This is a genomic window from Streptomyces sp. DvalAA-14 (assembly GCF_900091855.1).
Taxonomy (GTDB): domain Bacteria; phylum Actinomycetota; class Actinomycetes; order Streptomycetales; family Streptomycetaceae; genus Actinacidiphila.
Window position 1 is genome coordinate 1 of sequence record NZ_FMCH01000076.1, and the last position, 14063, is coordinate 14063.

A 14063-nucleotide genomic window follows, 5' to 3' on the forward strand; every position below is an offset into this window, starting at 1 on the left:
CGGCGCCCCGCAGGGCCCGGTCGCCGGTGACGCCTCCGGCTGGACCATGGACGAGCGGCTGCACAACCAGATCTGGGCGATGTTCGAGGATCTGGCCCGCAGCGTCGCCGCGTACCGCGGCGCCGCCGACTTCGCCCAGTCCCGCTACGACCAGGAGCTGGACGGCCTGCTCGCCGACCCCGCCACCCGGGGCGGCGCCGCCGCCGACGCCGCTCGCGACGAGGCCCAGCTGCGGCAGGCCACCCTGGTCGACCAGGCCCGCGCGGTGCTCGACCGGGACCTGGCGCAGCTGACCGCCGAGGCCGAGGTGGTCGAGCCCGCGCTGCCGCCACCCTTCGCGGGCTGGGAGAGTCCCGTGTGGCACGCCTACCAGGTGCCCGCCGAGGTACCGATGGCGGTGCGGCTGGGCAGCCTCACCCTGCCCGAGGCGCCCGAGCTGCGCATTCCGCTGCTGGCCCGGCTCCCGCTGGAGCGCGGCCTGTGGATCGACAGCGCCGGGAACCACCGGCTGGCCATGGACACCGCGGTGGCCGTCGCCGCCCGGCTGCTGGCCTCGCATCCGGCCGGCGGCTTCACCGTGCACGCCTTGGACCCGGCCGGCTCGGGAGCCGGCGCGCTCGCGCCGCTGACCGCCGGGGGCGCCGCGGTGCTGCCGCCGCCGGCCGCCGGGGCGAGCGGTGTCAGCGACACGCTGGCCCGGCTGACCGAGCGGGTCGACCTGCTCCAGATGGCGCTGCGCGGCGGGGCGTCCGACGCGCTGCCGGCCGGTTTCGACACCGCCGGGCAGCTACTGATCGTCAACGAGTTCCCGTACGGCTTCGACGACCGGGCCGTCACCCAGCTGCGCTACCTCGCCGACGAGGGGCCCGGGGCCGGCGTGCATCTGCTGCTGGTCGCCGACCGGGAGGACGCCGAGCAGTACGGACCGGTGCTCGACCCGCTGTGGCGTTCGCTGCTGCGGCTCACCCCGCTGCCCAGCGACCATCTGGCCGATCCCTGGGTCGGGCACGCCTGGACGTACGAGCCCGCCACGGTGCCGACGGGCAGTCAGGTGCTCACCCAGGTGCTGCGCCAACTCGCGGCCGCGCGACCGGCGTACGGGGCATGAGCGCCGGGGCCTTTACTGCAAAGAGGCTCTGACCTGCGAACTTGGCATTAATTTTACTATCCCTTGGTGATTCGTGTACCTTTTGAGGACCGACGAATCACCGGAGGTTCCGTGGACGTCTCCCTCACCCTGTGGGCGCTCACCATCGCAGGACTGGCCGCCCTCATCGGCGCCGACTTCCTCATCGGCCGTACCCCGCACGACGTTTCGGTGCGCGAGGCCGGCCTGTGGACGGCGGTGTGGGTGGCACTCGCCGGGCTCTTCGGCCTGGGCCTGCTGCTGTTCGGCGGCGGCCAGCCGGGCGGTGAGTTCTTCGCCGGCTACATCACCGAGAAGTCGCTCAGCGTCGACAACCTCTTCGTGTTCGTGCTGATCATGGGCAAGTTCGCGGTGCCCTCGCAGTACCAGCAGCGCGTGCTGCTGGTCGGTGTGCTGATCGCACTGGTGCTGCGGACGGTGTTCATCGCGGCCGGTGCCACCGTCATCGCCAGCTTCTCCTGGATCTTCTTCGTCTTCGGCGCCTTCCTGATCTGGACGGCCTGGAAGCTGATCAAGGAGGCCCGCTCGGACGAGGAGGAGACCGAGTTCGAGGAGAACCGCCTGCTGAAGGCGGTCGAGAAGCGGATCCCGTCCACCGACCGCTATCACGGCACGCTGCTGTTCGTCACCGAGAATGGCAAGCGGCTGATGACGCCGATGCTCGTGGTGATGCTCGCCATCGGCACCACCGACGTCCTGTTCGCACTCGACTCGATCCCGGCGATCTTCGGACTGACCCAGGACCCGTACATCGTCTTCACCGCCAACGCCTTCGCCCTGATGGGCCTGCGCCAGCTCTACTTCCTGATCGGCGGCCTGCTGAAGAAGCTGGTGCACCTGTCCTACGGGCTGTCGGTGATCCTCGGCTTCATCGGCGTGAAGCTGGTGCTGCACGCGCTGCACGAGACCGGGGCGCACGTGCCGGAGATCTCCGTCCCCGTCTCCCTGGGGGTGATCGTGCTGGTGCTCGCGGTGACGACGGCGACCAGCCTGATCGCCGCCCGCAAGCAGGCCGAGCACGGGCAGGAGGCCGACAAGCCGCGCGTCAACGCGTGACCCGCCGCGCGACCCTGGGCGACGACCGGCGCCGCCCAGGGTTTAGCGTGGCCCCCGGTGGGGCTCCCCGGTCCGCAGGGCGGGGGAGGACGGTTCACGTGGAAAGGCGCCGATGTGGCGGGCACCCAGGCTCTTCCCGAGCTGACCGGATCCCGGTTCCTCGACTCCTGGCAACTGGACGGCTTCGCCCTGGCGGCCGTCCTGCTGCTGGGCGCGGCCTACGCGTTCGGGGTGATCCGCCGGCTGCGCGCCGGGGAGCGCTGGCCGCTGTGGCGCAGCGCCTGCTTCTTCGTCCTCGGGCTCGGCACCCTGGTGCTCGCCACGATGTCGGCGCTCGCGGTCTACAACCGGGTGCTGTTCTGGCCGGCCGCGGTGCAGAACATCCTGCTCGACCTGTTCGTGCCGCTCGGCCTCGCCCTCGGTGACCCGCTGGCGCTGGCCTCGCCGGACGGCCGCCTGCGCCGGGCGTTCTCCTCCCGGCCGGTCCGCCTGCTGACCTACCCGCTGGTCAGCTCGGTGCTCGTGCTGGCCTCCGAGCTCACCATCTACTTCACGCCGTACTTCCCCACCGCGCTCGGCAACACCCTGGTGCTCCAGCTGATGCACCTTCAGCTGCTGGCCACCGGCAGCCTGTTCGTGCTGCCGATGCTCAGCCGCCAGGAACTCCTGCCGCGCTGGTGCAGCCACCCGGTCCGCGCGGCACTCGTCTTCTTCGACGGGCTGTTCGACTCGGTGCCGGGCATCGTCGTGATGACCAGCGGCACCATGGTCGCGGGCCACTGGTACACCACCCACCCCCGGACCTGGGGACCCTCCGTCCAGCACGATCAGATGCTCGGCGGCGGTCTGATGATCACGCTGGCGGAGCTGGTGGCGCTGCCGTTCCTGCTGGTGGTCTTCCTGGAGTGGTGGCGTTCCGAGCGGGACCGGACCGCCGCACTCGACGCCCGGCTCGACCGGGAGGCCGAAGCAGCCCAGGCCCGTACCGGGCCCGCCACGGCCGGCCCCGCCTCCGTCCCGGCCGCCGCCGCGGCCCCGTCGCCCGCCTCCGCTGCCCCCGCCGCCCCCGCCGTCCCCGAGCGGATCCGCCCCTGGTGGGAAACCGATCAGGGCGAGGTCGGTATGCGGATGCGCGGCGAGAGCTGACCTACGCCTGCACGGCGCCCGCGCCCACAGCGGTGTCCAGGGAGCGGCAGTTGATCGCCGCCGTGACGCATATCGGGAAGGTCGCGCTGACCGAGTACCGCAGGCTCGGCGTCCACGTGCCGCGCGGCCGAGCGGCGACAGCGGACAAGGCAAGTCCGGTGCGCATGGTTCCCCCCCACGGATACCGCCGGGCGGGCGCCCGGGTGTGGGCCGATGCCAGTCCCGGCCGCGCGATCCGCGCCCCCCATCGCACCGGAGCGGTTCGGTTCGCGGAGCCGGTGTCGGCGGGTCGTGACGCGCGCCCATGCCCGGCGTGAAAAGTGGCGGCGGCGCGGGGCCGGGAGCAGGCTGGAGGGGAGACGGGCCGCGCCCCTGCCGGGCGCCGGCTGTCCGCCATGAGGAGGCGCTCGCGCCATGCTTCTTTATCTGCTGCTGCTGGTGGTCCTCGTAGCGCTCGCGCTGTTCCTGATCGGGATCATCGCTCACGGCCTGTTCTACCTGCTGATCATCGGCATCGTGGTGTTCGTCATCGAGATGGTCTTCGTGGGCTTGCGGCGGCTCGGTTCCGGCCGGCGCTCCCGGCGCTGAACGCCGCGGCGGGGCCCGCCGGCCGGGCGACCGCCGGTCCCGGCCGGCTCCGCGGCGGATTCGACACCGCCGGTGCCCCGGATGGACTAGCGTCCCCACATGACGCAACCCATCGACGCGCAAGAGCTGTTGAGCAGGATCCTCCGTGCGCGGGACTTCGCCCGGGCACAGGAGGAGCGCTTCGCCGACCCGGACGGCCACGGTCTCGCGGCCGACGGCACGGCCCGGCCGCAGGGCGCGGTGGATCCGGTCGTCGGGCAGGCCGTCTATCGCGCCGTCCGCTCGGTGCTGGACGAGATCGTCGAGCCCGGCGTCCACGAGCGCGAAGCGGGCGGGAACCAGGCCGAGTGACAGCGCCCCGGCGTACGACGGCGCCCCGCCCGGCCCGGCAGGTGATCCTCGCGGTGCGCGCCCTACCAGCCGCGTTCGCGCCACTCCGGCAGGTGGGGGCGCTCGTCGCCGAGGGTGGTGTCGTTGCCGTGGCCGGGGTAGACCCAGGCCTCGTCCGGGAGGGTGCCGAAGAGCTTGGTGGTGACGTCGTCCAGCAGGGACAGGAAGGCGACCGGGTCGTCGTGGGTGTTGCCGATGCCGCCCGGGAAGAGGCAGTCGCCCGTGAAGACGTGCGGGTGGCCGTGCGGGTCGTCGTAGATCAGCGCGATGCTGCCCGGGGTGTGGCCGACCAGGTGGCGGGCGGTGAGGCGGAGCCGCCCGAAGGTGATGTCGTCGCCGTCGCGCACGGGGGTGTCGGTGGGGACGGGGATGCCCGGGGCGTCCAGCTCGCCGGCGTAGGTACGGGCGCCGGTGGCGGACACCACCGCGGGCAGGGCCTGCCAGTGGTCGCCGTGCTGGTGGGTGGTGATCACCGAGCCGATCCCGTCCGCGCCGATCACCTCCATCAAGATCTCCGGCTCGGCGGCCGCGTCGATCAGCAGCTGCTCCCCGGTGGAGCGGCACCGCAGGACGTAAGCGTTGTTGTTCATGGGACCGACGGCGACCTTGGTGATGATCAGGTCCCTCAGCTCGTGCACGTCGGGCGCGCCGCCGACCGTGACCTCTCCCGTGTAAGGCATGGCGCAACCCTAGTCCCGGGGCCCGGCCAGCCGATCCGGAGGGCACACGATCGGGTGAAAGCAGCGGCCGCCGGCCAGAAATCGAATGCACGTGCTATACGCTCGGTTCTGTCATTGAGCACGACCAACCAGCGATCAGGAAGAAATGCCGAGCGCGCCCCGTTTAGGCTTGCTGTGGGTGCAGACAAATCCCCCCTGCTATGAAAGGTGCGCACTGGCGTGGCCGACCGACTCACCATCCGTGGTGCTCGTGAGCACAATCTGAGGAATGTCTCGCTGGACCTGCCACGGGACTCACTCATCGTGTTCACCGGCCTGTCCGGCTCCGGCAAGTCCTCGCTCGCGTTCGACACAATCTTCGCCGAGGGCCAGCGCCGCTACGTGGAGTCGCTGTCCTCCTACGCACGGCAGTTCCTCGGCCAGATGGACAAGCCCGACGTCGACTTCATCGAGGGACTGTCCCCGGCCGTCTCGATCGACCAGAAGTCCACCTCGCGCAACCCGCGCTCCACCGTCGGCACCATCACCGAGGTCTACGACTACCTGCGCCTGCTCTTCGCCCGGATCGGGAAGCCGCACTGCCCCCAGTGCGGCCGGCCCATCTCGCGGCAGTCGCCGCAGGCGATCGTGGACCGGGTGCTGGAGCTGGAGGAGGGCAGCCGCTTCCAGGTGCTGGCCCCGCTCGCGCGCGGCCGCAAGGGCGAGTTCGTCGACCTCTTCGCCGACCTGCAGACCAAGGGTTTCAGCCGGGCCCGGGTGGACGGCGCCACCGTCCAGCTCACCGACCCGCCCAAGCTCAAGAAGCAGGAGAAGCACACCATCGAGGTGGTCGTCGACCGCCTCACCGTGAAGGACTCCGCCAAGCGCCGTCTGACCGACTCGGTGGAGACCGCCCTCGGCCTGTCCGGCGGCATGGTCATCCTGGACTTCGTGGACCTGCCCGAGGACGACCCGCAGCGCGAGCGGATGTTCTCCGAGCACCTCTACTGCCCGTACGACGACCTGTCCTTCGAAGAGCTGGAGCCGCGCTCCTTCTCCTTCAACTCGCCGTTCGGCGCCTGCCCGGACTGCACCGGCATCGGCTCCCGGATGGAGGTCGACCCGGAGCTGATCGTCCCGGACCCGGACAAGTCGCTGGACGAGGGCGCGATCGCGCCCTGGACCGGCGGGATGACCAAGAGCTACTTCGACCGGCTGGTCAAGGGCCTGGCCGGCGAGCTGGGCTTCCGCACCGACATCCCGTTCGCCGGGCTGCCGGCCCGGGCCAAGAAGGCGCTGCTGCACGGCCACAAGTCCGAGGTCCGGATCGCGTACAAGACGCGGTACGGCCGGGAGCGCGCCTACAACGCGCAGTTCGAGGGCGCGATCCCGTTCGTCAAGCGCCGGCACCAGGACTCCGAGAGCGATTCCAGCCGGGAGCGCTTCGAGGGGTACATGCGGGAAGTGCCCTGTCCGACCTGCCACGGCAAGCGGCTCAAGCCGATCGTGCTGGCCGTCACCGTGCAGGACCGGTCGATCGCCGACATCGCGGCGATGTCGATCAGCGACTGCGCCGAGTTCCTGGGCGCCATGAAGCTGAACGCCCGCGACAAGAAGATCGCCGAGCGGGTGCTCAAGGAGGTCAACGAGCGGCTGAAGTTCCTGGTCGACGTCGGCCTGGACTACCTGTCGCTGAACCGCGCCGCGGGCTCCCTGTCCGGCGGCGAGGCCCAGCGGATCCGGCTGGCCACCCAGATCGGCTCCGGCCTGGTCGGCGTGCTCTACGTCCTGGACGAGCCGTCCATCGGCCTGCACCAGCGGGACAACCACCGGCTGATCGAGACCCTGGTCCGGCTGCGCGACCTCGGCAACACCCTGATCGTGGTCGAGCACGACGAGGACACCATCAAGACCGCCGACTGGGTGGTGGACATCGGCCCCGGCGCCGGCGAGCACGGCGGCAAGGTCGTCCACTCCGGCTCCCTCAAGGACCTGCTGACCAACCCTGAGTCGCTGACCGGGCAGTATCTGTCCGGCAAGCGGTTCATCCCCACCCCCGAGGTGCGGCGGCCGATCGACCCCGAGCGGCAGCTGACCGTGCACGGCGCCCGTGAGCACAACCTGCAGGACATCGACGTGTCCTTCCCGCTGGGTGTCTTCACCGCGGTCACCGGGGTGTCCGGGTCCGGCAAGTCCACCCTGGTCAACGACATCCTGTACACCCACCTGGCCCGCGAGCTGAACGGGGCGCGCAGCGTCCCCGGCCGGCACACCCGGGTGGACGGCGACGACCTGGTGGACAAGGTGGTCCACGTCGACCAGTCACCCATCGGCCGCACCCCCCGCTCCAACCCGGCCACGTACACCGGCGTCTTCGACAACGTGCGCAAGCTCTTCGCGGAGACCATGGAGGCCAAGGTCCGCGGGTATCTGCCCGGCCGGTTCTCCTTCAACGTCAAGGGCGGCCGCTGCGAGAACTGCGCGGGCGACGGCACCATCAAGATCGAGATGAATTTCCTGCCGGACGTCTACGTCCCGTGCGAGGTGTGCCACGGCGCCCGGTACAACCGGGAGACGCTGGAGGTGCACTACAAGGGCAAGTCCATCGCCGAGGTGCTGGACATGCCGATCGAGGAGGCGCTGGACTTCTTCGAGGCGGTGCCGAACATCGCCCGCCACCTGCGCACCCTGGACGAGGTCGGTCTCGGGTACGTCCGGCTGGGCCAGTCCGCGCCCACCTTGTCCGGCGGCGAGGCGCAGCGCGTCAAGCTCGCCTCCGAGCTGCAGCGGCGCTCCACCGGCCGGACCGTCTACGTGCTGGACGAGCCGACCACCGGGCTGCACTTCGAGGACATCAGCAAGCTGATCAAGGTGCTGACCGGGCTGGTCGACAAGGGCAACTCGGTGATCGTCATCGAGCACAACCTGGACGTCATCAAGACCGCGGACTGGGTCATCGACATGGGCCCCGAAGGCGGGAACGGCGGTGGCCTGGTGGTCGCCGAGGGCACCCCGGAGCAGGTGGCCGGCGTCTCGACCAGCCACACCGGCAAGTTCCTGCGGGAGGTGCTCAGGCCGGAGGCGGTCAGCGACGCGGCGGTGCCGCCGCCGCGCAAGCGGGCCGCGGCCAAGAAGGCCGCCCCCCGGAAGCGGGCCATGAGCAAGTGAGTCGGGGCCGGGCCCGCCGGGGGCTCGGGCCTGCCGGGCCGCCGCAACTGCCGAAAGGTTCGGGACGTAGGGTACGGGTCGCACGATCTCGCCATACGTGCACATGTGCGCACGAGCCCACGGGCGCACGACCCTACGTCCCGTACCGCTGGAGCACCGATGTCCGCCGAACCGAGCGCCGTGCCGCGTACCTCACCGTCCGCCGCCGTGAGCGCTGCCGCCACGACCTGCGCCGTCCCCGGCGCGTCCTGCGCCACGGCCTGTGCCGCGTCCGCCACCGGGACCGCCACCGGGACCGCCTCGGCCTCCCGCCGCACCGTGCTGCGCGGGGTGGCACTGGCCGGAGCGGCGGGCGCGATCGGGGCCGGGCTGGCCGGCTGCGACGGCCGGCACGGCTCGGCGGACGGCCCCACCAAGCCCGTGGACCTCGGCGCCGCCACCGCGATCCCGATAGGCGGCGCCAAGCTCTTCCGGGACGACAAGGTCGTGGTCTCGCAGCCCCACAAGGGCACCTTCAAGGCCTTCAGCGCGGTCTGCACACACCAGGGCTGCGTGGTCGACTCGGTGGACGGCACCACGATCTCCTGTCCCTGCCACGGCAGCCAGTTCGACGCGCTGACCGGCGCCGTCGTCCAGGGACCGGCCACCGAGCCGCTGCCCGCCGTCCCGGTGCGGCAGAGCGGCGGACAGCTCACCGCGGGCCCCGCCAGCTGACCGCTCCACGGCCGCCGTGGGGCCACGTCCTTGTCACACGCCGCCAGTAGGGTGGGAACCATGGCAGACCCCAACAGCTACCGACCGCAGCCGGGCCAGATCCCCGACTCTCCCGGGGTCTACAAGTTCCGGGACGAGCACCGCCGGGTGATCTATGTCGGCAAGGCCAAGAGCCTGCGGCAGCGGCTGTCCTCGTACTTCCAGGACATCACCAATCTGCACCAGCGCACCGCCACCATGGTCACCACGGCTGCCTCCGTGGAGTGGACGGTGGTCTCCACCGAGGTCGAGGCGCTCCAGCTCGAATACTCCTGGATCAAGGAGTTCGACCCGCGGTTCAACGTCAAGTACCGCGACGACAAGAGCTATCCCTCCCTCGCCGTCACCATGAACGAGAAATTCCCCCGGGTCCAGGTCATGCGCGGCCCCAAGCGCAAGGGCGTGCGCTACTTCGGCCCCTACGCCCACGCGTGGGCGATCCGCGAGACCGTCGACCTGCTGCTGCGGGTCTTCCCGGTCCGCACCTGCTCCGCCGGGGTGTTCAAGCGCTCCACCCAGATCGGCCGGCCCTGCCTGCTCGGCTACATCGACAAGTGCTCGGCGCCCTGCGTCGGCCGGGTCAGCCCCGAGGAGCACCGCGAACTCGCCGACGAGTTCTGCGACTTCATGGCCGGCCACGCCGGTACGTACCTGCGCCGGCTGGAGCAGCGGATGAAGGACGCCGCCGCCGCGATGGAGTACGAGCAGGCGGCCCGGCTGCGCGACGACATCGAGGCGCTGCGCCGGGCCATGGAGAAGAACGCCGTGGTGCTCGCCGACGCCACCGACGCCGACTTGATCGCGGTCGCCGAGGACGAACTCGAAGCCGCCGTGCAGATCTTCCACGTCCGCGGCGGCCGGGTGCGCGGCCAGCGCGGCTGGGTCACCGACAAGGTGGAGGCGGTGGACACCGCCGGCCTGGTGGAGCTCGCCCTCCAGCAGCTCTACGGGGACGAGAGCGGTGACGCCGAGCAGTCCGGCGGCAGCGGCGGCGTACCCAAGGAAGTGCTGGTCCCGGTGCTGCCCGAGGCGTCCGGCGCGCTGACCGAGTGGCTCAGCGGGCGGCGCGGCTCCCAGGTGAGCCTGCGGGTGCCGCAGCGCGGCGACAAGAAGGACCTGATGGCCACCGTGCAGCGCAACGCGCTGCAGGGGCTGGCGCTGCACAAGACCAAGCGCGCCTCGGACCTGACCACCCGGTCCCGGGCGCTGGAGGAGATCGCCACCGCGCTGGACCTGGACACCGCTCCGCTGCGGATCGAGTGCTTCGACATCAGCCATCTGCAGGGCGAGGACGTGGTGGCGTCCATGGTGGTCTTCGAGGACGGCCTGGCCCGCAAGAGCGAGTACCGCCGCTTCCAGATCAAGTCCTTCGCCGGCCAGGACGACGTGCGCTCGATGCACGAGGTGATCTCCCGCCGCTTCCGCCGGTACCTCCAGGAGAAGCAGCGCACCAGCGAGTGGGAGGAGCAGGACGGCGAGCGCGCGGCCGGCGACGAGCCCGGTGCGGCCGTCTCGGGCCCGATCGACCCCGACACCGGCCGGCCCCGTAAATTCGCCTACCCCCCGCAGCTCGTCGTGGTGGACGGCGGCCAGCCCCAGGTCGCGGCGGCCCGCCGGGCGCTGGAGGACCTCGGTATAGACGACGTGGCGGTCTGCGGACTCGCCAAGCGGCTGGAAGAGGTATGGCTTCCGGGTGACGACGACCCGGTGATCCTGCCTCGTTCGAGTGAAGGTCTGTATCTGCTCCAGCGGGTGCGCGACGAAGCGCACCGGTTCGCCATCAACTACCAGCGGGGCAAGCGCTCCAAGTCGATGAAGGCCGGTGCGCTGGACACCGTGCCGGGCCTGGGGGAGACCCGCAGGAAGGCGCTGATCAAGCACTTCGGTTCGCTGAAGCGGCTGCGTTCGGCGACCGTCGATGAGATCTGCGAGGTTCCGGGGATCGGCCGCCGTACGGCGGAGACGGTCGCCGCGGCCCTGGCAGCCGCGGCCCCGGCCGCACCCGCGGTGAACACCGCGACCGGAGAGATCATCGAAGAAGGTGACGGGACACCGGCCCCGCCGGCATCGGTTCCGTCCGATCATCGGGGGAATAGCACATGAGCGAGCCGGAAGAACAGCAGGACGACCCCGCCCAGGGCGGACAGCAGAGCCGGCCGCAGGGCGAGCCGGCCCGGGACGGACAGGAGAGCACGCCGGCGGCGGCGGTGGCCGAGGCCGAGGAGGCCATCCCCGAGCTGGTGATCATCTCCGGTATGTCCGGAGCCGGCCGCAGCACCGCCGCCAAATGCCTGGAGGACCTCGGCTGGTTCGTCGTCGACAACCTGCCGCCCGCGCTGATCCCCACCATGGTGGACCTCGGCGCCCGCTCGCAGGGGAATGTCGCCCGGATCGCGGTGGTGGTGGACGTCCGCGGCCGGCAGTTCTTCGACAACCTCCGCGAGTCGCTGGCCGACCTCGCCACCCGCAGCGTCAAGCTCCGGGTGATCTTCCTGGAAGCCTCCGAGGACGCGCTGGTGCGCCGCTTCGAGTCGGTCCGCCGCCCGCACCCGCTGCAGGGCTCCGGCCGGATCGTGGACGGCATCGCCGCCGAGCGGGACCTGCTGCGCGAACTGCGCGGCGACGCCGACCTGGTCATCGACACCTCCAGCCTCAACGTGCACGAGCTGCGGGCCAAGCTGGACGCCCAGTTCGCCGGTGACGGCGAGCCGGAACTGCGGGCCACCGTGATGTCGTTCGGATACAAGTACGGGCTGCCCGTCGACGCCGACCTGGTGGTGGACTGCCGCTTCCTGCCCAACCCGCACTGGGTCCCGGAGCTGCGGCCCTTCACCGGGCTCAACGACGAGGTCGCCCAGTACGTGTTCAACCAGCCCGGCGCCAAGGAGTTCCTCGACCGGTACGCCGAGCTGCTGCACATCATCGCGGCCGGCTACCGGCGCGAGGGCAAGCGGTATGTGACCATCGCCGTCGGCTGTACCGGCGGCAAGCACCGCAGCGTGGCGATGTCGGAACGGCTCGCCGCGCGGCTGGCGGCGGACGGAGTGGAGACGGTGACCGTGCACAGGGACATGGGGCGCGAGTGATCATGACAGGCCGGCGGCGGCGGGGATCGGGCCGCCGGACGGGGGTGCCGCCGAAGGTGGTGGCCCTGGGCGGCGGCCACGGGCTGTCCGCCTCGCTGGCCGCGCTGCGCCGGATCACCGGCGACCTGACCGCGGTGGTCACCGTCGCCGACGACGGCGGCTCCAGCGGCCGGCTGCGCACCGAGATGGGCGTCCTGCCGCCCGGTGACCTGCGCAAGGCGCTCGCCGCGCTGTGCGGGGACGACGAATGGGGCCAGACCTGGGCCAAGGTCGTGCAGCACCGCTTCGTCAGCAGCGGCGACCTGCATGGCCACGCGGTCGGCAATCTGCTGATCGTCGCCCTGTGGGAGCAGCTCAACGACGAGGTGGCCGCCCTGGAGTGGGTCGGCCGGCTGCTCGGCGCGCACGGCCGGGTCCTGCCGATGTCCGCCGTCCCGCTCGATCTGCACGCCATCGTCCGCGGCCACGACCCGCAGCGGCCCGACGACATCTCCACCGTCCGGGGGCAGGCCACCGTCGCGCTCACCCCCGGCGAGGTGCAGGAGGTGATGGTGCTGCCCGCCGACCCGCCGGCGGTCCCCGAGGCCGTCCAGGCCGTCCTGGACGCCGACTGGGTCGTGCTCGGCCCCGGTTCGTGGTTCTCCTCGGTCATCCCGCACCTGCTGGTACCGGAGTTGGCCGATGCGCTGATGACGACCAGGGCGCGCCGGGTGCTCACGCTCAACCTGGCACCGCAGCCGGGAGAAACCGAAGGATTTTCTCCGCAGCGTCACTTGGAGGTTTTGGGGCGACACGCCCCTAAACTCACCATCGACGTGGTTCTCGCCGACGAGGCCGCCGTACCCGACCGCGACAGCCTCGACGAGGCGGCCCAGCGGTTGGGGGGTACGGTTGAGCTGGCCCCGGTCGCCGCCCCCGACGGGCCGCGGCACGACCCGGAGTTGTTGGCCGCCGCGTATGACCGGATTTTTCGTATGCGTGGAAGGATCGGCCCATGGCGATGACGGCAGCGGTGAAGGATGAGATCTCCCGGCTTCCCGTCACCCGGACCTGCTGCCGCAAGGCGGAGGTCTCGTCGATCCTGCGCTTCGCGGGCGGCTTGCACCTGGTGAGCGGCCGGATCGTGATCGAGGCGGAGCTGGACACCGGGATCGCCGCCCGGCGGCTGCGCAAGGACATCCTGGAGATCTTCGGCCACTCCTCCGACCTGGTGGTGATGGCGCCCGGCGGGCTGCGGCGCGGCAGCCGCTACGTGGTGCGGGTGGTGGCCGGCGGCGACCAGCTGGCCCGGCAGACCGGCCTGGTCGACGGGCGCGGCCGGCCGATCCGCGGCCTGCCCCCGCAAGTGGTCTCCGGCGCCACCTGCGACGCCGAGGCGGCCTGGCGGGGCGCGTTCCTCGCCCACGGCTCGCTGACCGAGCCGGGCCGCTCCTCCTCGCTGGAGGTGACCTGCCCCGGCCCCGAGGCCGCCCTCGCCCTGGTGGGCGCCGCCCGCCGCCTCCAGATCCCGGCCAAGGCCCGCGAGGTCCGCAACGTCGACCGGGTGGTGGTACGCGACGGCGACGCGATCGGCGCGCTGCTGACCCGGCTCGGCGCGCACGACTCGGTGCTGGCCTGGGAGGAGCGCCGGATGCGGCGCGAGGTGCGGGCCACCGCCAACCGGCTGGCCAACTTCGACGACGCCAACCTGCGCCGCTCCGCCCGCGCGGCGGTCGCGGCCGGCGCCCGGGTGCAGCGCGCGCTGGAGATCCTCGGCGACGAGGTCCCCGAGCACCTGGCGGCCGCGGGGCGGCTCCGGATGGACCACAAGCAGGCGTCGCTGGAGGAGCTGGGCTCGCTCGCCGAGCCGCCGCTGACCAAGGACGCGGTGGCCGGCCGGATCCGCCGGCTGCTGGCGATGGCCGACAAGCGCGCGTCCGATCTGGGCATGCCGGGGACCGAGGCGAACCTCACCGACGAAATGGTCGGCTGACGCCTCCCGGAACCCAAACCCCGGGGTGCCCCCCCGGGACCTCGCGCCGACCGCGCGGGCTGCGCCCTCGTTGGGGCGCGGGACTGCGCGCGTCGGCC

12 protein-coding genes and 1 pseudogene are annotated in these 14063 nt (G+C 71.6%); 11 read left to right on the plus strand and 2 right to left on the minus strand.

The window, feature by feature from the left end; genetic code table 11:
* The 3 genes and pseudogenes from GA0115240_RS04005 to GA0115240_RS04015 form a co-directional block, all read left to right on the plus strand.
* A pseudogene (locus GA0115240_RS04005) lies at positions 1-1108 on the plus strand (phosphonate metabolism protein); the annotation flags it as partial.
* Positions 1109-1219: 111 nt separating this feature from the next.
* Positions 1220-2203 (plus strand): TerC family protein, encoded by a 984-nt coding sequence (locus GA0115240_RS04010; RefSeq protein ID WP_093735258.1) that lies wholly within the window; start codon positions 1220-1222, stop codon positions 2201-2203.
* 114 nt (positions 2204-2317) lie between these two features.
* Positions 2318-3349: a cytochrome c oxidase assembly protein gene (locus GA0115240_RS04015; RefSeq protein WP_093735259.1), complete on the plus strand. Its 1032-nt coding sequence runs from the start codon at positions 2318-2320 to the stop codon at positions 3347-3349.
* Position 3350: 1 nt separating this feature from the next.
* Here the strand turns inward: GA0115240_RS04015 and GA0115240_RS36605 are convergent, their stop codons facing one another.
* Positions 3351-3515 (minus strand): hypothetical protein, encoded by a 165-nt coding sequence (locus GA0115240_RS36605; RefSeq protein ID WP_161302004.1) that lies wholly within the window; start codon positions 3513-3515, stop codon positions 3351-3353.
* Positions 3516-3763: 248 nt separating this feature from the next.
* On the opposite strand from GA0115240_RS36605, the gene GA0115240_RS36610 reads away from it, so the two are divergent.
* Both GA0115240_RS36610 and GA0115240_RS04020 read left to right on the plus strand, forming a co-directional pair.
* Positions 3764-3937: a hypothetical protein gene (locus GA0115240_RS36610; RefSeq protein ID WP_176724978.1), complete on the plus strand. Its 174-nt coding sequence runs from the start codon at positions 3764-3766 to the stop codon at positions 3935-3937.
* Positions 3938-4036: 99 nt separating this feature from the next.
* Positions 4037-4288, plus strand: coding sequence for a hypothetical protein (locus GA0115240_RS04020; RefSeq protein ID WP_093735260.1), 252 nt, complete (start codon positions 4037-4039; stop codon positions 4286-4288).
* A gap of 62 nt (positions 4289-4350) precedes the next feature.
* Here the strand turns inward: GA0115240_RS04020 and GA0115240_RS04025 are convergent, their stop codons facing one another.
* Positions 4351-5007 (minus strand): MBL fold metallo-hydrolase, encoded by a 657-nt coding sequence (locus GA0115240_RS04025; RefSeq protein WP_093735261.1) that lies wholly within the window; start codon positions 5005-5007, stop codon positions 4351-4353.
* Between the two features lie 207 nt (positions 5008-5214).
* Here GA0115240_RS04025 and uvrA point away from each other — a divergent pair, with 207 nt between their 5' ends.
* The 6 genes from uvrA (at position 5215) to whiA (ending at position 13965) form a co-directional block, all read left to right on the plus strand.
* Positions 5215-8154, plus strand: coding sequence for an excinuclease ABC subunit UvrA (uvrA, locus tag GA0115240_RS04030; protein WP_093735262.1), 2940 nt, complete (start codon positions 5215-5217; stop codon positions 8152-8154).
* A 318-nt stretch (positions 8155-8472) separates the two neighbouring features.
* Positions 8473-8868, plus strand: coding sequence for a Rieske (2Fe-2S) protein (locus tag GA0115240_RS04035; RefSeq protein WP_256069532.1), 396 nt, complete (start codon positions 8473-8475; stop codon positions 8866-8868).
* A 60-nt stretch (positions 8869-8928) separates the two neighbouring features.
* Complete coding sequence (gene uvrC, locus GA0115240_RS04040) at positions 8929-11010, plus strand: excinuclease ABC subunit UvrC (RefSeq protein ID WP_093735264.1); 2082 nt, start codon at positions 8929-8931, stop codon at positions 11008-11010.
* Positions 11007-11993 carry an RNase adapter RapZ gene (gene rapZ, locus GA0115240_RS04045; RefSeq protein ID WP_093735265.1) on the plus strand — a complete coding sequence of 329 codons (987 nt, stop codon included), beginning with the start codon at positions 11007-11009 and terminating at the stop codon, positions 11991-11993. Before uvrC ends, rapZ begins: the two co-directional genes overlap by 4 nt.
* Before the next feature lie 2 nt (positions 11994-11995).
* A complete protein-coding gene (gene yvcK / locus GA0115240_RS04050) occupies positions 11996-12997 on the plus strand; it encodes a gluconeogenesis factor YvcK family protein (RefSeq protein WP_093735267.1) in 1002 nt (333 codons plus the stop codon).
* The gene (whiA, locus tag GA0115240_RS04055; RefSeq protein WP_093735266.1) at positions 12988-13965 is read left to right on the plus strand and encodes a DNA-binding protein WhiA; all 978 of its coding nucleotides are present in this window, start codon (positions 12988-12990) and stop codon (positions 13963-13965) included. The genes yvcK and whiA overlap by 10 nt, the downstream gene beginning before the upstream one ends.
* Positions 13966-14063 lie beyond the last annotated feature (98 nt).

Bases quoted from the DNA above. Each gene is read 5' to 3' on its own strand.
- GA0115240_RS36605 (WP_161302004.1), bottom strand. From the start codon at position 3,515: ATGCGCACCGGACTTGCCTTGTCCGCTGTCGCCGCTCGGCCGCGCGGC.
- GA0115240_RS36610 (WP_176724978.1), top strand. From the start codon at position 3,764: ATGCTTCTTTATCTGCTGCTGCTGGTGGTCCTCGTAGCGCTCGCGCTG.
- GA0115240_RS04020 (WP_093735260.1), top strand. From the start codon at position 4,037: ATGACGCAACCCATCGACGCGCAAGAGCTGTTGAGCAGGATCCTCCGT.
- GA0115240_RS04025 (WP_093735261.1), bottom strand. From the start codon at position 5,007: ATGCCTTACACGGGAGAGGTCACGGTCGGCGGCGCGCCCGACGTGCAC.
- uvrC (WP_093735264.1), top strand. From the start codon at position 8,929: ATGGCAGACCCCAACAGCTACCGACCGCAGCCGGGCCAGATCCCCGAC.
- rapZ (WP_093735265.1), top strand. From the start codon at position 11,007: ATGAGCGAGCCGGAAGAACAGCAGGACGACCCCGCCCAGGGCGGACAG.
- yvcK (WP_093735267.1), top strand. From the start codon at position 11,996: ATGACAGGCCGGCGGCGGCGGGGATCGGGCCGCCGGACGGGGGTGCCG.
- whiA (WP_093735266.1), top strand. From the start codon at position 12,988: ATGGCGATGACGGCAGCGGTGAAGGATGAGATCTCCCGGCTTCCCGTC.